13 protein-coding genes are annotated in these 18,042 nt (G+C 72.2%); 6 read left to right on the forward strand and 7 right to left on the reverse strand.

Annotated elements, in window-relative coordinates:
• Position 1: 1 nt before the first annotated feature.
• The 3 genes from ACW9J6_RS05990 to ACW9J6_RS06000 are packed head-to-tail and all read left to right on the forward strand — an operon-like array spanning position 2 to position 3,853.
• Positions 2-1,369, forward strand: coding sequence for a chemotaxis protein MotC (locus tag ACW9J6_RS05990; RefSeq protein WP_457115533.1), 1,368 nt, complete (start codon positions 2-4; stop codon positions 1,367-1,369).
• Positions 1,366-3,345 carry a flagellar hook-length control protein FliK gene (locus ACW9J6_RS05995; RefSeq protein WP_457115534.1) on the forward strand — a complete coding sequence of 660 codons (1,980 nt, stop codon included), beginning with the start codon at positions 1,366-1,368 and terminating at the stop codon, positions 3,343-3,345. The genes ACW9J6_RS05990 and ACW9J6_RS05995 overlap by 4 nt, the downstream gene beginning before the upstream one ends.
• Positions 3,296-3,853, forward strand: coding sequence for a transglycosylase SLT domain-containing protein (locus tag ACW9J6_RS06000; RefSeq protein WP_457115535.1), 558 nt, complete (start codon positions 3,296-3,298; stop codon positions 3,851-3,853). Before ACW9J6_RS05995 ends, ACW9J6_RS06000 begins: the two co-directional genes overlap by 50 nt.
• Positions 3,854-3,895: 42 nt before the next feature.
• Here ACW9J6_RS06000 and ACW9J6_RS06005 read toward each other — a convergent pair whose 3' ends face one another.
• Positions 3,896-5,047 carry an FIST signal transduction protein gene (locus ACW9J6_RS06005; RefSeq protein WP_457115536.1) on the reverse strand — a complete coding sequence of 384 codons (1,152 nt, stop codon included), beginning with the start codon at positions 5,045-5,047 and terminating at the stop codon, positions 3,896-3,898.
• A 213-nt stretch (positions 5,048-5,260) separates the two neighbouring features.
• Positions 5,261-5,551 carry a 50S ribosomal protein L28 gene (rpmB, locus tag ACW9J6_RS06010; protein ID WP_457115537.1) on the reverse strand — a complete coding sequence of 97 codons (291 nt, stop codon included), beginning with the start codon at positions 5,549-5,551 and terminating at the stop codon, positions 5,261-5,263.
• A 271-nt stretch (positions 5,552-5,822) separates the two neighbouring features.
• Here rpmB and ACW9J6_RS06015 point away from each other — a divergent pair, with 271 nt between their 5' ends.
• Positions 5,823-6,692 carry a DUF3108 domain-containing protein gene (locus ACW9J6_RS06015; RefSeq protein WP_457115538.1) on the forward strand — a complete coding sequence of 290 codons (870 nt, stop codon included), beginning with the start codon at positions 5,823-5,825 and terminating at the stop codon, positions 6,690-6,692.
• Between the two features lie 122 nt (positions 6,693-6,814).
• Here the strand turns inward: ACW9J6_RS06015 and ACW9J6_RS06020 are convergent, their stop codons facing one another.
• Positions 6,815-7,834, reverse strand: coding sequence for an AraC family transcriptional regulator (locus ACW9J6_RS06020; protein ID WP_457115539.1), 1,020 nt, complete (start codon positions 7,832-7,834; stop codon positions 6,815-6,817).
• A gap of 332 nt (positions 7,835-8,166) precedes the next feature.
• Between ACW9J6_RS06020 and purH the strand changes: the two genes are divergently transcribed.
• Positions 8,167-9,771 (forward strand): bifunctional phosphoribosylaminoimidazolecarboxamide formyltransferase/IMP cyclohydrolase, encoded by a 1,605-nt coding sequence (gene purH, locus ACW9J6_RS06025; protein WP_457115540.1) that lies wholly within the window; start codon positions 8,167-8,169, stop codon positions 9,769-9,771.
• A 306-nt stretch (positions 9,772-10,077) separates the two neighbouring features.
• Here the strand turns inward: purH and ACW9J6_RS06030 are convergent, their stop codons facing one another.
• Together ACW9J6_RS06030 and ACW9J6_RS06035 are read right to left on the reverse strand one after the other, a co-directional pair.
• Positions 10,078-11,373 carry an efflux RND transporter periplasmic adaptor subunit gene (locus tag ACW9J6_RS06030; RefSeq protein WP_457115541.1) on the reverse strand — a complete coding sequence of 432 codons (1,296 nt, stop codon included), beginning with the start codon at positions 11,371-11,373 and terminating at the stop codon, positions 10,078-10,080.
• The gene (locus ACW9J6_RS06035; protein WP_457115542.1) at positions 11,370-14,633 is read right to left on the reverse strand and encodes an efflux RND transporter permease subunit; all 3,264 of its coding nucleotides are present in this window, start codon (positions 14,631-14,633) and stop codon (positions 11,370-11,372) included. Before ACW9J6_RS06035 ends, ACW9J6_RS06030 begins: the two co-directional genes overlap by 4 nt.
• 202 nt (positions 14,634-14,835) lie before the next feature.
• Here ACW9J6_RS06035 and ACW9J6_RS06040 point away from each other — a divergent pair, with 202 nt between their 5' ends.
• The gene (locus tag ACW9J6_RS06040; protein WP_457115543.1) at positions 14,836-15,093 is read left to right on the forward strand and encodes a hypothetical protein; all 258 of its coding nucleotides are present in this window, start codon (positions 14,836-14,838) and stop codon (positions 15,091-15,093) included.
• Positions 15,094-15,266: 173 nt separating this feature from the next.
• Here the strand turns inward: ACW9J6_RS06040 and ACW9J6_RS06045 are convergent, their stop codons facing one another.
• Together ACW9J6_RS06045 and ACW9J6_RS06050 are read right to left on the reverse strand one after the other, a co-directional pair.
• Entirely contained in the window at positions 15,267-16,877 is a 1,611-nt protein-coding gene (locus ACW9J6_RS06045; RefSeq protein ID WP_457115544.1) for a DHA2 family efflux MFS transporter permease subunit, read from the reverse strand.
• Entirely contained in the window at positions 16,874-18,034 is a 1,161-nt protein-coding gene (locus tag ACW9J6_RS06050; protein ID WP_457115545.1) for an HlyD family secretion protein, read from the reverse strand. Before ACW9J6_RS06050 ends, ACW9J6_RS06045 begins: the two co-directional genes overlap by 4 nt.
• Positions 18,035-18,042: the final 8 nt, after the last annotated feature.

An 18,042-nucleotide genomic window follows, 5' to 3' on the forward strand; every position in this document is an offset into this window, starting at 1 on the left:
GATGCGACCGCTCCTGCTCGCCCTCCTCTGCGCGGTCTCGCTCGCTGGCCCGGCCCTCGCGGCCGAGCACGGGGCGGCCGAGCACGGCGCAGCGGAGCACGGCGCAGGCGAGCACGGGGCCGGCGGACACGAGACGGCCCCCGCCGCACCGAGCGGCGGACACGGGGCCGCGTCGGCAGCGGAGGGAGCTGAGGGCGGGCACGGCGGCGGCGGTGGAGGCCACGGCGAGAGCAAGGGGCCGCCGATCGAGCCGCTCCCGGTCGCCCCTCGCAGTGCTCCGGTCGAGCTGCTGCGCACGCTCCAGCTCCTGCAGGACCGCATCGCCCGCGGCGGGACCCAGGCCCATCTCGCCCAGCGGCAGCTCATCGCGCATATCGAGGGGCGCCTCCTCGCCCTCGGTCCCGAGACCTGGGCCGATCCGGCGAATGTGCGGGCCGCCGTGACCTTCGCCCTCGCGGGTGGCGGTCCGGCGGTGCTGCGCCGGGTGATCGAGGCCGGGACGATGCCGAACGCGGAGGCGGCGCTGCTTCAGGGCTCGCTCGCCTACCTGGAGGGCCGGGAGCGGGACGCCCGCCCCGTCCTGATGCGGATCGACGCGCAGACGATGCCGGCGAGCCTCGCCGGTCAGCTCGCGCTCGTCCAGTCGGCCCTGGTGGTTCGCGACAATCCCGAGCAGTCGCTCGTGCTCCTCGACCTCGCGCGCCTGCTCGGCACCGGCACCCTCGTGGAGGAGGGCGCCCTGCGCCGCCAGGTCTTCGTCCTGGCCCAGACCGGCGACATCGCCCGATTCGAGACGCTCTCGACGCAGTACCTGCGGCGCTTCCGGCACTCGGTCTATGCCGGCAATTTCCGCCAGCGCTTCGCGGCCGCCCTGACGCGGCTGAAATACGGCGAGGATCCCGCCCGCATCGCGCGGCTCGAAGGCATGCTGGCCGAGATCGAGCCGGAGGGCCGGCGCGACCTCTTCCTGCTCGTCGCCCGGTCGGCGATCGACCAGGGCGAGATCCGGGCGGCGATCTTCGCGGCCAAGCACGCGGCGCAGCTCGCCGAGCCCGGGAGCCTCGAGGCGATGCAGGCGCGGCTCTACGGGGCGGCCGCAACCATCGTGATCGCGCCGGAATCGTTCGACGGGGCGCTCATGGTGCTGCGCGGCATCGATCGCGCGGCGCTCCCGGCCCGGGACGTTCCCCTGCTCGACGAGGCGCTCTCGACCGCGGCCCAGATCCGCAGCGACCTGCCGCCCGCTCCCCCGGCATCCCCCGAGCCATCGACCGACAGCAAGCGGTCGGTGCCCACCCTCTCGACGATCGCGCGCGCCCAGGAGGCGATCGGGCAGATCGACGACCTGATGCGGAGACCACGCCGATGATCGGCCTCGACAGCCTGCTCGCCCGCCCGCGCACCGCCGATGCGCCGAGCGGCCGGAGTGGGGGCGATACGGTCGATCCGGCCCCCGCCGCCGGGACCGGCTTTGGGGCAGTCCTCCACCGGCTCGACGAGCGCGGCGACCCGCCCGCCAAGCCCGACCCGCGGCAAGAGCTCGGGATTGCGGAGCGCGGCCCGGCGTCGTCCCGGGCGCAAGGTTCCGAGGCGGAGGTCGTGGTGGACGACGCCGCCCCGCACGGGGCCGGCGGCACCGGCACCTCGGTGATGGCGCGCTTCGCCGCCGCGCTCACCGCGCCGCCATCGGGCGACACCGCCCCGGCCGTACCCTCCGCCACGCTGCTCCAGCAGGCCCTGGTCGCCCTCGCCGGGCAGGCCGTGCCGCCCGCGCCGGGCCCGGCCCTCGCGCAGCAGGCCGGCACGGGCGGCGGTCCCGCGGCCGGGACCGATCCGACCCCGACGCCGACCCTCCCGAGCCCGGCCCTCGGGCCGGCACCCGGCGCCACCGTGCTCGCGCAAGAAACGCATTTCGATCCGGTGCTGCCCGTCGTGCAGACGATCACCGACCAGGCCCAAGGGTTCCCCGGGATCGGGCTCCTTCCCCACCCGCCCGCGCCGTCGGAGGGGAGCGCGGCGAAGACCACCGGTCGCGCGACGACACCCCCGGGCCCCGCCGCGCCCGGCAGCGGGGCGAAACGAGCCGTGCAGGCCGATGCCGCGATCGCGGTTGCCATCGGATCTCCCATCCTCGGAGCCCCCCCTGCCGCCTCGCCAGCTCCCGGCGACGCCGTGTCGGCGCCTCCGGCGGGACCGGCTCCGCAGATCGCGCCGCAGCTGGAGTCCGCCGCGCGATCGCCGGCCGGAGCCGTTCCTCAGCCGGCAGGCTGGCAGGCGACCGCGTTCGCCGCAAGCTCCGCTCCGAGCGGAGCGCCGGCGACGAGTGACCCGGCCCCCGGGGTCGCGAGCGCGCCGAGTACCGGCGCGGCGCCCGTGAGCCCGCTCCCGGCGGCGGCGGCGCCGGTCTCGGCGTCGGTGGCGCCGGTCTCCGCGTCGGTGGCGCCGGTCTCCGCGTCGGCGGCCCCGGTCCCGGCGTCGGTGACGCCGCTCTCCGCGGCGGCCGCACAGCAGGCGGCTCCGGCAAATCCGGCGTCCGGCGGACAGGGCGCGCAAGCGGCGGCTCCCGCAGCTGCGCGACCGGCCGACCGCTCGGCCGAGACCGACGCTCCCGATCCCGCGCCGCCCGCCGTCGCGGAGTTGAACACGGCCGTCGCCCCGGCCCACGCCTCCGGGGAGCGGCGTGAGGGCGGCACCTCGGGACAGGACCAGCCGGGCTGGCGGGCCGTCACCCGCGAGGTCGGGACCGGCGCCTCCCCGTCGGCCGCAGCGCCCGCCTCGGGATTCGCCGCACCTCTTCCGAGTGCCGCCGCCCCCTTCGCCGGCCCGCCCGCTGCGGCGAGTGCCGCGCCCGCCGGGACGGTGCCGCAGCTCGCGAGCGCGCTCGCGGCGCAGCTGGGACCGCCCGACACCGCCGCGGCCGGCGGACCGCTGCGGATCCTCACGCTGCAGCTCAAGCCCGCCGAACTGGGCAGCGTGGTCGTGACCATGCGCCTGCGCGACGGGCAGCTGGAGATGAATCTCAAGACCAGCCGCGCGGAGTCCGCCGACCTGCTCCGCAAGGACGCGGACGTGCTCACCGGCCTCTTGCGCGAGGCCGGGTACCGCCCCGACGCGCTGACGATCCAATCCGCCGACGGCCAGGGGGGCGCCGCGTCCGGCTTCTCCCTCGCGGGAGGGGGCGGATCGGGGGCTGCGGGCGGGCAGGCCGCTTTCGGCGGCGCGCAGGACCAGCCGGCCCGGCGGCAATCGGAAGCGGGCGGTGACCCGCGCGGCAGCACGCGAAGGACGACGCAGGATGAGACGGTTACGCAGCCCAGCCCTGGCCGCAGCGGCGTTTATCTCTAGCGCCGGCCTCCCTGCCGCGGCGAATGTCTGCGAGCGCGAGATGGCGCAGGCCGCCTCGCGGCACGGGGTGCCGCTCGGGATGCTCTACGCGGTCGGGCTGACCGAGAGCGGCAAGCGCGGCTCGCTGCAGCCCTTCGCCATGAACATCGAGGGCAAGCCGTATTTCGGGAGCAGCGTCGCCGATGTGCGCGCCAAGTTCGACGAGGCGAAACGGCAGGGCGCCCGCCTGATCGACCTCGGCTGCATGCAGATCAACCATCACTTCCACGGCGGGAAGTTCGCGTCGCTGGAAGCGATGCTCGATCCGAAGGCCAATGTCGAGTACGCGACCCAGTTCCTCAAGGAACTCAAGGCGCGCGAAGGCAGCTGGACGCTCGCGGTGGCGCGCTACCACGCGGGGCCGAACAACAACCCGGCGCAGAAGCAGTATGTCTGCCAGGTGATCACCAACATGGTGGCGACCGGCTTCGGCACCTGGACGCCGCAGGCGCGCGCCTTCTGCCAGTGAGCCCGTCCGGGCCGCGGCGGGCCCCGGCCGACCCCAGCGCCCTCAGCCGCGCGCCGCGCCGATCGCGATGCCCGTGAAGGTGTGGTTGAGGTGGATCGCCCGGTACTGCTCGCCGACCGTCTCGAAGCCGACCACGTTGTAGCGGCTGTAGAGGTCGGACAGGCGGTGGCGCACCTGATGCGTCTCGGCATCGAGCCGACGCAGCACGCAGTCGAAGCCGATGACGAGGTCGAGCCCGCCGAGGGACGCGTCGAGGCGCGCGAGTTCGTCGTGGGTGGTCGCCACGAGGTCTCGGCGGCCCGCCAGCGTCAGCACCACGCCCTCGTCGAGGGCGCACAGGAAGGTCAGTGAACCGTCCGCGTTGAGCCGGTGGATCGAGCGGCAGAAATAATCGCCACCGACGCGCACCGCGAGGGGATTGGCCGCGAAGACGGTGGGCGTGAGCATCTCGGGCTGCAGGCCGAGCGCCCGGGCGTACTCCGCCGCCGCCGGCTCGGCGTTCAGTTCCCGCACCGTTCGATTCTCGGGATCGGTCTGCGTGACCACGAACTTCATCGCCCGCGGCTCGAGGTTGTCGGTCTTGAAGACCTCGACCGGGTGGTTGGTGGCGACGATCAGCACGATCGCCGCGCCGCGATGCACCACCCCGTCGTGGATCAGCGCGGTGTGCGCGGAGGTGAGCGCGTCGCCCGCCGAGCCGCCGACCAGCGGGATCGCGTCGAGCCCGAAGGCCAGGGCCGAGGTGACGCGCTCCTCCGCCAGGGTGAGGCCGTCGATCAACGAGATGGCGAAGCGCTGGCCGTAGGCGGCGCCGCGCTCCAGGTCGAGGCGCAGGGCGCGCACCGTGGCGACGGCGGCCTCCACGTCGAGGCGCTCCACCTCCTCCAGCACCGTCGAGACGACCCGGAAGCCCTCGCGCGGGAAGGCGACCGCGACGAGGCCGCGGTCGAAACCGCCCGCCGGGCTGATCTCGCCCGAGGAGGTGCAGCCCGCGACCGCGATCCCGGCGCAGTGGCGAGCGAGCGCCGCCGCGACGGCCTCGGCGCCGTAGGTGGGCGAGAAGAAGACGAGCAGCTGGGACACGCGGTCGAGGTCGATGGCCGCGGCCAATTCCGCCACGGCCTCCTCGGCCTCCGCCCGCTCCGACCACGCGGTCTGTACGCCGCAGAGATGCGCGCGCCCTCCCGGACCCACGGACGCCTCCCTCAACCCCGGCCCCGGATCCGGGCCGATGGAGCCCGCCGCCTCTTCGGCGCCGGACCTGTTGTCCCGCAAGCTGCGTCAGTTCGGACGGAACGGCAAGCGCGACGGCGCCGCTCCGGCCGCATCATCGGCCCTCGCGCGACGCGAAAAGCCGCCGACCCGACCGGGCGGCGGCTCGCAGGCTCGCACCGATGCGTCGGGCCGTCAGGCCGCTTCGGCGAGCTTCTTCTCGATCTCGCGCTTGAGAAGGCGCGCGTTCTGCGACAGGTCGTCCTCGCCGGCCTTGACCAGGAAGGCGTCCAGGCCGCCGCGGTGCTCGACGGAGCGCAGGGCATTCGCCGAGATGCGCAGGCGCACCGAGCGGCCGAGCGTGTCCGACAGGAGCGTGACGTTGCACAGGTTCGGCAGGAACCGGCGCTTCGTCTTGCGGTTGGAGTGGCTCACCAGGTGGCCGGTCAGCACGGCCTTGCCGGTGAGTTCGCAGCGACGCGACATCGTATCAATCCTTCACAATCCGATAGGCCACGGGCCGCTTGACGCTCACGCCGGGCGCTGGAACAGCGACCGCGGCGGCGACCGGACCGCGCGAAAGCCAGGAAGGCTCGCGCCTATAGGGGAGAGAGGCCGGTTTCGTCAAGCGTGGGCGGCGCGGCGGAGCGGCGCGGGTCGCCCCCGAGACGAAGCGTTAACCTTAAACTCGTCACGATGCCGCGCGATTCCCATGGTGGCCAGATCCCGGCCGCACCCCTCACCACGGTCTGTTGCCATGCGTGCCAAGCCCCTCCTCCCGGCCCTCCTCGCCCCGGGCCTGCTGCTCGGGCTGGGGCCGGCGGATCCCGCATCGGCAGCGCGCGCCCGTGCAGCCGGCACGGCCGTGACCGTCGATTACGGCATCACGCTGGCGGGCGTACCGATCGGGACCGCGCAGATGACCGGCTCCCTCGACGGTCCACGCTACCGCATGGACGTCACGGCCAAGCTCACCGGCCTCGTCGGCGCCATCACGGGCGGCTACGGGTCCGGGCGCGCCACCGGGGTGGCGGGCGTCGGCCGGCCCGTGCCGGGCAGCTTCGCGGTCGCCTCGCACTCGTCGAGCACGTCGATCACGGTGCGGATGGCGCTCGCCCGCGGCAACGTGGTGGCGTCGGAGATCGTGCCTCCGCTCCTCGCCGATCCGGAGCGGGTGCCGGTCGGCCCCACGGCCAAGCACGCGGTGGTGGATCCGGTGAGCGCCCTGCTGATGCCGGCGCAGGCACGCGGCGACCTGACCGACCCGGAGAATTGCAACCGGGTGATCCCGGTCTTCGACGGAGCGAGCCGGTTCGACGTCATCCTGAGCTACGGCGAGACGCGCCGGGTCGAGAAGCCCGGCTATGCCGGCCCCGTGCTGGTCTGCAACGCCCGTTACCGGCCGATCGCCGGTCACCGCCCCGACAAGCCGGGCGTGAAATTCATGGAGGAGAACACCGACATGTCGGTGTGGCTCGCCCCCGTGGCGGGCGCGCGCGTGCTCCTGCCCGTGCGCATCTCGGTGCGCACCATGCTCGGCACCAACATCATCGAGGCGACCCGCTGGAGCCAGAGCGGCCCGGCGGGCGCGGTGGAGGCCGTCTCGGCCGAGGCGGCGGCGCGGTAATCCTCGAGGCTGTCAGGGCCGCGGCTCTAGGGGACGAATCGAGCCGAGACCGGCACGCAAGGCCCCTCGCGATCCGGCCGCGCGCCACTCCGATCCCCATCGACGGTCATGGCGGGCCGCCCTCACGGGGAGAGTGTCTTGATCCATTCGAGGAGCGCCGAGACGCCGCGCTCGACCGCAACGCGGCCGGCCGCGCCCGTCGCCACGCGGCTCGGGGCGAAGCCGAACCGGCGCTTGAAAGCCCGGGTGAAAGTCTTCTCGTCCGCGAACCCCAGGGAATAGGCGAGCGTCGAGATCCGGACCGGAGCCGCGGCGCTACCCTCGGCGAGCAGCCGCATCGCGTGGAGGAGGCGGCGGTCGCGGATGTAGCTCACGACCCCGCAATCGGCTTCGAACAGCCGGTACAGGACGGATCGCGAGAGGCCGAAATGGGCGCAGATCGTCTCGGCGCCGAGATCCGGCTTGGCGAGTTCGCGCTGGATGAAGCGCCGCACGGCGATCCCGATCTCCGTCACCGCGCCTCCGCTTCCGGCGCGCCCCTTCAGGGCCGCCGCGCAGAGCCGGACGATGGCGTGGGCGAGATCCGGGGCGCGATCGGTGGCGAGGTCGTCGCCGCAGGCGACCACGTTCTGCAGGAAGGAATGGAACAGCCGGAGCAGCGGGTCCGCGTCGTGGTCGAAGGCGCGCCCGTGCAGCGCGCCGCAATCGATGCCGAGCCGTTCCAGATGGATGCGCGGGACGAGCAGGTTGGTGGCGGCGACCGGCTCGGCCGTGATCAGAACCGGCTGCGCGAGATCGAAGAGGACGAGCTCCGATTCGCCGACCGGCGTGCTGTGGTGCTCCGTCTCGACGACGCTCCGGCCAGACCGGTAGAATTGCAGCAGCAGGTGGTCGAGGCCTTGGGCGCGGATCTGCGGCACCGCGCGTTCGAGGGTGTGGGCCGGGGCCACCACGTCACCGACGATCAGGTCGCCCAGATGGTAGGTCACCATCGAGAGAGGTCCCGAGAGATCGGTCTCGGGCCGCAGGTGCACCTCGAACACGGGTGCGATGTGATCGCACCAGGCCTGGCCGGTCGCCGCCGGGTCGGCCGGCGGCTCGAAACGCAGGCGGAGAACCCGCTCCGGGGAGGCGGACGCCACCTCCCTCGGGACCAAGGCGGTCTTCACACCCCTCTGAGCTTCGGTTGGCATCATCGGAACGCCTCACCCCCGAACCGGCATCCATCCCCCGGACCGCCGCAGGCCAGGCGGTCCGGACGGGACTGCGTTACGCAGGGTGCGGCCGAACCGCCAGAGGCTGTCGAACACGATGAGGGGCCCGCGGTGAGAAAACAATCGCGCGCAGCCGACGCAACGGCCGTTCCTCCCGCTCGTCTGGCCTCGGGGTGAGGTTTCTGCTACCGCGCCCGGGTTTCGTAGCAGATGGCTGGCGCTCCACCCGGCGCTTCGCCCGTTTCCCGGACCCGTGACCCATGGCGAGCGACCTCACTCCCGTCACCCGCGCGCTGCTGTCGGTCTCCGACAAGACCGGGCTCGTCGACTTCGCGCGCGCCCTCGCGGAGCGCGGCGTCGCCCTGGTCTCGACCGGGGGCACGCACCGCACCCTCACGGAGGCCGGCCTCGCCGTCGCCGAGGTCTCCGACCTCACCGGCTATCCGGAGATGATGGACGGGCGGGTGAAGACCCTGCATCCGGGGGTCCATGGCGGGCTGCTCGCCGTGCGCGACAACCCCGAGCACCAGGCGGCGATGCTCGCCCACGGCATCCCGGCGATCGACCTGCTGGTGGTCAACCTCTACCCGTTCGAGGCGACGCTCGCGGCCGGCCGGCCCGCGGCCGACTGCATCGAGAACATCGATATCGGCGGCCCGGCGATGATCCGCGCGGCGGCCAAGAACCACGACGACGTCGCCGTGGTGGTGGACGTGGCGGATTACGGTGCGATCCTCGCCGACCTCGACGCCCATGCGGGCTCGGTCACCCGCGCGACCCGCCGCCGCCTCGCCCAGAAGGCCTTCGCGCGCACCGCCTCCTACGACGCCGCCATCGCGACCTGGCTCGAGGGCGCGTACGCGACCGAGGTTCCGGAAGCGCCGACCTTCCGGGCGCTCGGCGGCACCCTGGCGCAGGGCCTGCGCTACGGCGAGAACCCGCACCAGCGGGCCGCCTTCTACCGCACGGCCGGCGCCCCCCGCCCCGGCGTGGCGACGGCCCGCCAGCTGCAGGGCAAGGACCTCTCCTACAACAACATCAACGACACCGACGCGGCCTTCGAGTGCGTGTCCGAGTTCGACCCGGCCCGCACCGCCGCGGTGGTGATCGTCAAGCACGCCAACCCCTGCGGCGTCGCCGAGGGCGAGAGCCTGCTCGCCGCCTACGAGCGGGCACTGGCCTGCGACCCGGTGTCGGCCTTCGGTGGCATCGTGGCGCTCAACCGCACCCTCGACGCGGAGGCGGCGCACCGGATCGTCGAGATCTTCACGGAGGTGATCATCGCGCCGGACGCCACGCCGGAGGCGGTGCAGATCGTGGCGGCGAAGAAGAACCTGCGCCTCCTCGTCACCGGCGGCGTCGCCGATCCGCGCCAGCCCGGCACGGTGTGGCGGACGGTGGCGGGCGGGATCCTGGTCCAGAGCCGTGACGCGGCCGTGGTCGACGACCTCGACCTGCGCGTGGTGACGAAGCGCGCGCCGACCGAGCGGGAACTGACCGACCTGCGCTTCGCCTTCCGGGTTGCCAAGCACGTGAAGTCGAACGCGATCGTCTACGCGAAGGACGGGGCCACGGTCGGCATCGGCGCCGGGCAGATGTCGCGGGTCGATTCCTCGCGCATCGCCGCCTGGAAGGCCGCGGAGGCCGCCAGGGCCGCAGGCGCACCGGAGAGCCTCGCGCGCGGCGCGGTGGTGGCGTCGGACGCCTTCTTCCCCTTCGCGGACGGGCTGCTCGCCGCGGCCGAGGCGGGCGCCACCGCGGTGATCCAGCCGGGCGGCTCGATGCGCGACGACGCGGTGATCCAGGCGGCCGACGAGGCGGGTCTTGCCATGGTGCTCACCGGGACGCGGCACTTCCGGCATTGAGGGGTGCGGTAGCAGGGTAGAGTTCTCCCGCGCCCATCGTCGAGCAAAATGTCTCCAACCGTCGCTGGCGAGGCCACTCTCTGACCAAGAGTGAACACCGCGACACTCCTCATGCTGAGGCGCCCGCGGAGCGGGCCTCGAAGCACCCCTGAACATGCCGTCCGGGCATCTTTTCTCTTGGATAAGGCTTCCGGGGTGCTTCGAGGCCGCTGCGCGGCACCTCAGCATGAGGGATGTGGCGCGTTCCACACGCGCTCCGTCCATGGCGCGCAGGACACCATCGGCCGGTCCTGACTCCCGCGACACCTACCGCGAGGCGCTCTTCTGCGTGTCGTCCGGCGCCTCGACCTTGCTGCCGTCGCGCAGGGTCGCGGGCGGGCCGAGCACCACCCGCTCGCGCCCGTCGAGGCCGTCGCGCAGCTCGACCGTGGTGCCGTAGTCCCGCGCCACGTTCACCTTCCTGAGCTGCACCGTCTGGTCCTCATTGACCACCGCCACCTGCAGGCCGTTCTGGTTGAACATCAGCGCCTCGGCCGGCACCTTCACGTGGGGCGCGTCCCGCGGCACCGCGAAGGACACCGAGACGTAGAGACCCGGCCGCAGCACCCTATCGGGATTCGGCACGTCGACCTCGGTCACCAGCGTCCGCGAGGCGTAGCGCAGGGCCACCGAACTGCGCGCGACGCGCCCGCCGAAGCGGCGGTCGGGCATCTCCGGCACGCTCACCTGCGCGTCGATCCCCTCGCGAACCCCGAGCGCCGCGCTCTGCGGCACCTGAACGGAGACGCGCAGGACGTCGTCGCGGTCCATGCTGAAGAGCGGGGTGCCGCTGCCCTGGTCGGCATTGACGAGGTTGCCGACCTCGACGTTGCGCGCCGTCACCACGCCGTCGAAGGGGGCCGTGACCCGCTCGAAGGCGGCGAGCGCCCGCAGCCGGTCGACGGTGGCGCTCTGGGCCTTCAGGTTCGCCTCCGCCACCTTCACGCCCGCCTCCGCGGACGCGAGGCTCGCGGATTGGCTCAGCACGCTCGCCTGCGAGTTGTCGGCGGTCTGCTTGCTCGCCCAGCCCTGCACGGCGAGGGTCGAGGTCCGCGAATTGGTGACGTTGGCGAGGTTGAGGTTCGCCTTCGACTGGTCGACCTGCGCGCGAGCCTGGAGCAGCAGCGCCTGCTGCTGGCCCAGCTGGGCCTCGGCTTGGGCGAGCTGCTGGTCGAGGTCGGGCGCGGCGATGCGCAGGAGCAGGTCCCCGCTTTTCACCCGCGAGCCGATATCGGCCCGCCGCTCGGCGACGTAGCCGGTCGCGCGCGCGAAGATCGATGTGCTCTCGAAGGCCTCCGTCTGCCCCGGCAGCGTGAGCTCGACGGGCTTGTCGGCGAGCTCGGCCCGCACCGTGCGCACCTTGGGCACGAAGGCCTTGGTGCGCCGCTGGGTCTCCGCCGCCGCCGCGTCCTTCTGCCAGTGGCCGTAGGCGCCCCAGCCGAGGAGCCCGGCGAGGACGAGGGCGGCGAGGACGAAGCCGCGCAGGCGCGGCGGGGGCGGCACCTCCCGCGGCCGGTCGGGCTCCCGCGGGGCCTCGCCGGCATCCGTGTGCGTCGTCGTCATGCGTAGTCCTCGAGCGGCTTGACGGGAGCCCGCCGCAGCAGCGTGTACAGGAAGGGGACGAAGACCAGGGTCGAGACCGTCGCCACCGCGATGCCGCCGAGCACCGCGCGCGCGAGCGCCGCGTTCTGCTCGGAGCCCTCGCCGAGGCCGAGCGCCATGGGGATGAGGCCGATGAACATCGCGCCCGCCGTCATCAGGACCGGCCGCAGGCGGGTCTCGCCCGCGGCGATCGCCGCCTCGACCGCGTCGCAGCCGGTGGCCTCCCGGTGCTCGCGCGCGAAGGTCACGAGCAGGATCGAGTTCGCCGAGGCGACGCCCACCGACATGATCGCCCCGAACAGCGAGGGAATCGAGAAGGTGGTGCCGGTGATGAACAGGCTCATCACGATGCCGCAGAAGGCGAGCGGCAGGGCGGCCAGCACCACGAAGGGGTCGCCCCAGCTCTGGAAGTTTACCGCCATCAGCAGGTAGACCGCCACCAGCGCGATCGCGAGCCCGACTTCCAGGCGGAAGAAGGCCTGGTCCATCGCCTCGATCTGGCCGCGCACCGTGATCTTGTCGGGCGGCGGCAGGCCCTTCTGCTCCTCCTGCACGATGCGGTCGATCTCCCGCCGGACGGTGCCGAGGTCGCTGTCCTGCACGCTCGCGTAGACGTCGAAGGTCGGCTGCGTGTTCACGTGGTTCACCACCGTCTGCTCGGAGACCCGGTGGAAGGTGGCGACGCTGGAGAGCAGCGCCAGCACGCCGGGCTGCAGCCCGCCCCCCGTGACCAGGAGCGGCGTGTTGCGCAGGGCGGTCAGCGAGTCGTTGCGGTATTCCGGCGTCTGTACCCAGAGCTGGTAGGGGATGCCGGATTTCGGATCGGTCCAGAAGTTCGGGTTCACCTGATAGCTGCCGGCCAGCGAGACGTTCACGCTCTGGGCGATCTGCTGCTCGGTGAGGCCGATCTCGGAGGCCCGCCGCCGGTCGACGTCGACGAAGAATTGCGGCGCGTCGATGATCTGGTGGAGATGGACGTCGACCAGCCCCTTCACCTCGCGCAGCCGCCGTTCCAGGTTCTGCGCGACGGCGAGGTCCTTCTCGGCGTTGCGCCCGCTCACCTGCACGTCGATCTGAGCGAGCGTGCCGAAGTTCAGGATCTGCGTGATGATATCCGCCGGCTGGAAATAGAACATCACGTCCGGATACGCCTCGCGCAGCTTCTCGCGCAGGGCCTTCTGGTAGACGGAGATCGGCTTGTGCTCGCCCTTCAGCGAGATCAGCACCTGTCCGTCGTTGTAGGCCACGAACGACGCGTCCATGAAGGCGAAGTTGTAGTTGGTGGCGGGCAACCCGATGTTGTCGAGGATGAGCCCGAGCTCCTCCTCCGGCACGACCTCGCGCACCACCTGCTCGATGCCGGCGAAGACCTGCTCGGCGGTCTCGATCCGCATGCCGGGCCGGGTGCGGACGTGGAGCGTCATCTGGCTGGATTGGATCTGTGGGAAGTAGTCCTGCCCCACGAAGGTGAACAGGAAACCCGTCCCCACGAGGACGCCGAGCACGGTGGCCCCGGTCGCGAGCCGGTGGCCGATCACCACGTGCAGGAGCCCGACATAGCCGCGGTGGAAGCGGGCGAAGCGCGCCTCGAACCCTTCGCGGAAGCGGCCGGCGAGGCGCATGATCGGCCGGCCGAGACCCGCGAGGGGCCGCCCGACGAAGGTCAGCGCCCGGCCGATCCGGGTGCGGCGCGGCGGTCTCTCCTCGCCGCCGTGCTCTCCTCCCCCGTGGCGCTGCGCGTATTCGCGGGCGACCAGGACGTCGATCAGGATCGGCACCAGGGTGCGCGACAGGAGGTAGGAGGTCAGCATGGCGAAGACCACGGCCTCCGCCTGCGGGGTGAACAGGTACCGCGGCGTCTCGGTGAGGAAGAACACCGACACGAAGGCCGAGCAGATCGACAGCGTGGAGATCAGGGCCGGCTTGGCGATGCCGGCCGCGCCCTCCACCACCGACTTGCGGAAGGGCTCGCCCTCCTCGAACAGCCGGTAGGTGTTCTCGATCGCCACCGTCGCGTCGTCGACAAGGATGCCGACCGCGAGCGCGAGGCCGCCCAGCGTCATGATGTTGATGGTCTCGCCGAGGGCGGCGAGGACCGCGAGCGCGGTCAAGATCGCCAGCGGGATCGACACCAGCACCACCAGCGTCGAGCGCCAGGACCCCAGGAAGAGCAGGATCGTCAGGCCGGTGAGGCCCGCGGCGATCACCGCCTCGCGCACCACGTCCTTGATTGCGTCGGAGACGAAGACCGACTGGTCGAACAGGGTCTCGACCGAGAGCCCCTCCGGCGCGGCGGCGCGGATGTCGGGCAGCGCCTTCTTGACGTTGTTGACCACGTCGAGGGTCGAGGCGGTGCCGTTCTTCAGGATCTGCATCAGCACGGCCGGGTGTCCGTCCGAGCGCACGATGTTGATCTGCGGCGGCGCGCCGTCCCGGACCTGGGCGACGTCGCGCACCAGCACCGGCTGACCGGCGACCACCCGGATCGGGATCTGGTTGAGGGAATCCACCACCTCGGGCGTGGCATTGAGGCGGATCGGGTATTGCTGCTCGCCGATCTTGGCGAGGCCAGAGGGCACGGTGAGGTTCTGGGCCGTGATCGCGTTCGTCACGTCGAGGGGCGTGAGCCCCGTGGCTTGGAGCGCATGCAGGTCGAGGTCGACCATGACCTGCCGGGGCGCGCCGCCATAGGGTGAGGGCAGGGTCGACCCCGGAACCTGGGTGAGGCGCTGGCGGATGCGGTACTGGCCGTAATCGAAGACCTTGGTCAGGCTGTCCTTCGCGGAGGAGAGCGCGAGCTGGATGACCGGCACCGCCGATGCGGAGAAGCGCATGATCACCGGCGGCTGCACGCCCGGCGGCATCACCGCGCGAATCGAGTTCATCGCCGACACGACCTGCGTGATGGCGAGGTCGATGCTCACCGACTTGTCGAAGTAGATGCGCTCGGTGGCGACGCCCTGCAGCGTCGTGCTCTCCATGCGCTGGATGTTGTTCACGTTGTTGGACAGCGAGAACTCGCTGTAAGTGGTGATGCGCTGGGCCATCTCGGTGGTGTCGAGGCCGGTATAGGTCCAGACCACGACCACGACCGGAATGTCGACGGTCGGCAGCACGTCCTTGGGAGCAACGATGATGGCGCCTGCCCCGCCGAGCACCATCAGCACGGCGAGGACGTAGAAACTGATCCGAAACTTTAGGGCGTACTGGACGAGTCCCATGCACTCTCCCCCGACGCGTGAGAACGGCTGAGTCACGCTCACGTTGCACGCCGGGCGACGGCGCAGCGTCGCAGGCCTTCGCCCGCCAGCGGCGCGTGGCAAGGCCCGGGCCGATCGGCACCCCACCCCAAAGCACGATCGCGCGAACGCAGCGCTCGAACCCGGGCCGGCGACTGGCGTTGGTGGCGGAACGGAGTTCGCCATGCTGCCCCTGCGCACCGCCCTCGTTGTCCTGGCGGCGATGTCCACCGCCACCCTTGCCCAGGCTCAGACGGATCGCACCGGAACGGGGAGCGGCCCCCTGTCGACGCAGCGCGCGCCGAACACCACGGCGGTCGGGCGGACCAAGCCGCCGAGCCGCGCCGCGAGCCCGGCGACGACCGGAACCGTCAAGCACCGCACCCGGATCGAGCGTCAGGACGACGCGATCTCGCGGGGCATCTGCGTCGGGTGCGACTGAGCCCTCTGGCGGCGATCCCCGCGCTGCAGCGCGCGGCGCCGGACGAGCGCCGCGGACAGGATTGGCCGTCCTTTTCGGACGAACGCGTGTTCCGATCGGCGGCGAAAACCCTCGATCCTTGAGACCGTCACGTCAGGACGGGCGCGGGCGTCCCGTCTCCCGGCGCGACCCGCTCAATGCGCGTCGGCGGACGGTCCCTTCGGCGGCGCCACCTTCCGCATCAACGGCACCAGGGCGGTGGCGAGGACGAAGCAGGCCGTGATGGCCACGAAGGCGTCGGCGAAGGTCATGGTCTGCGCCTCGCGATAGGCGAGCGACCAGAGCTGGCGCAGGGACGCCGCCTCGCCCCGGACCGGATCGCCCAGCACCGCGCCGGCCCGCAGGCTCATCCGCCCGAGCGCGTCGGTCATCGCCGTGTTGGCGGGCGTCAGGTGCTCGGCGAGGCGCAGGAAGTGCAGGTTGGTGCGGTCGTTCAGGATCGTGCCGCAGGCCGCGATGCCGATCGCGCCGCCCAGGTTGCGCATCAGGTTGAAGAGCCCCGAAGCGAGTTTCAGCTTCGCCGGCGGCAGGCCGCCGAGAGTCAGGGATACGGTCGGGGCGACGGCGAATTGCTGGGCGAAGCCGCGCAGCGCCTGCGGCAGCAGCAATTCGCGCCAGCCCCACTCGTGAGTGATCGGCGTGAAGAACCACATGCTCAGGCCGAAGAGGCCAAGGCCGAACATCATCAGCCAGCGCAGGTCGAAGCGCCGGGCGCAGAGGGTGTAGACCGGGATCGCCATGACCTGGAACACGCCGGTCGAGAACACCGCGAGGCCGATCTGCAGGGCGGAGAAGCCGCGCACGCGCCCGAGGAAGAGCGGCGTCAGGTAGATGGTGGCGAAGATCCCGATGCCGGTGATGAAGGAGAAGAGGCACCCGAGCGCGAAGTTGCGGCTCCGGAGCGCCGTCAGGTCCACGATCGGGTTCGCCACCGTGAGGGTGCGCCACACGAAGGCGACGCCGGTGACGAGGGCGGTGATGGCGCAGAGGCGGACCGCCTGGTCGTCGAGCCACTCCCAGCGCGGCCCCTCCTCCAGGGCGTATTCGAGGGTGCCGAGGAACACGGCCATCAGCAGGATGCCGAGGTAATCCGCCCGCTTGAGGAGCGAGGGGTCGGCCTCGTCGATCCGCACCAGCAGCGGCACGACGACCGCCACGAACACGCCCGGCACGAGGTTGACGAAGAACAGCCAGTGCCAGGAGAAATTGTCGGTGATCCAGCCACCGACCGTCGGCCCGAGCGTCGGGGCGAGGGAGGACAGGGCGCCGATCGTCGCCGCGGCGACCACGATCCGCTTGCCCGGGAAGAACGCGAAGGCGGTGGTGAACACGGTCGGGATCATCGAGCCGCCGAGGAAGCCCTGCAGCGCCCGGAAGGCGATCATGCTGCCGATGTCCCAGGCCCAGCCGCAGAGCAGGCTGGTGAGCGTGAAGCCCGCGGCCGAGACGCAGAACAGCCAGCGGGTCGACATCACCCGGGCGAGGAAGCCCGAGAGCGGGATCACGATGATCTCGGCGATGAGATAGCTCGTCTGCACCCAGGCGACCTCGTCGGGGCTGGCCGAGAGCCCGCCGCCGATATCCTTGAGCGAGGCCGAGACGATCTGGATGTCGAGGAGGGCGATGAAGAAGCCGACGCACATCACCGCGAAGGCGAAGATCTTCTGGCCCTCCGTGAGCTGGCGCGGCGCCGCGCGCTCGCCCGCGGCGGCATGGCCCGGCCGCAGGGCGAGGGCGGCGCTCACCGGGCCGCCTCCCCGACCACGATCCGCGGCGCGCCCGAGCGCTCCTCCTCCGGCTCCGTCCCGCCGCGCCGGTCGACGGTGGCGGTGACCGAGAGGCCGGGCCGCAGCTTGCCGAGGCGCGCGCCCTCCCCGTCGAGGCGGATGCGCACGGGCACCCGCTGGACGATCTTGGTGAAGTTGCCGGTGGCGTTCTCCGCCGGCAGGATGCTGAACTGCGCGCCGGTGGCCGGGGCGAGGCTCTCGACGTGGCCCGCGAAGGTCTCGTCCGGCCGCACGTCGGCGACGACCGACACGGACTGGCCGGGCCGCATCCGGGCGAGCTGGCTCTCCTTGAAGTTCGCGTCGACCCAGAGCCCGTCGCTCGGGACCAGCGAGACGAGGCTCGCGCCCGCCGTCGCGTAGGACCCGGTCCGGGCGCTGCGGTTGCCGATGACCCCGTCGACGGGCGCGCGCAGCTCCGTGTAGCCGAGGTTGAGCCGGGCGATGTCGCGCTCGGCGACCGCCTGCTCCCGCGCCGCCTGGGCTTGGCGCGCCTGCGTGTCGATGACGGCGATCCGGCGCTCGGCGGCGTCGAGGGTGGCGCGCGCCTTCTCGACGGCGGCGTCCGCCTTCTTGTGGTCGGCCTCGGCCTGCTGGAAGCGCTGCTCGGAGGCGTACTGGGCCGCCGAGAGCTGGCGGTAGCGGGTGAAGTCGAAGGCGGTGCGCGCCGCCTCGGCCTGCGCGGCGGCGAGGTCGGCCCTCGCCTGCCCGATCACCGCCTGCTGCAGGGCGCGGGTAGCCTCCAGATTCGCGAGCGCGGCGTCCTGGCCGGCCACCGAGGCCTCGGCCCGGGAGAGGGCCGCCCGATAGTCGCGGTCGTCGATCCGCAGGATCAGGTCTCCAGCCCGCACCCGCTGGTTGTCCGCCACCAGCACCGCGGCGACGAAGCCCGGCACCTTGCTGGCGATGACCGTGACGTCGCCGCCCACATAGGCGTCGTCGGTGCTCTCCAGGAACCGCCCGGTCTCCCACCAGGAGCGGCCGTAGAGCCCCGCTCCGGTCAGGGCGGCCAGGATGGCGAGAGGAACGAGCCGCCGCTTCCAGCCGCGCCGTCCCGCGGCCTTCGCCTGCACCGCCTCCCCCGCCGTGAATGTCCCGACCGTCGCGGTGCCGCTCATGGCTGTTC

This window comes from Methylobacterium sp. JK268 (assembly GCF_054052225.1).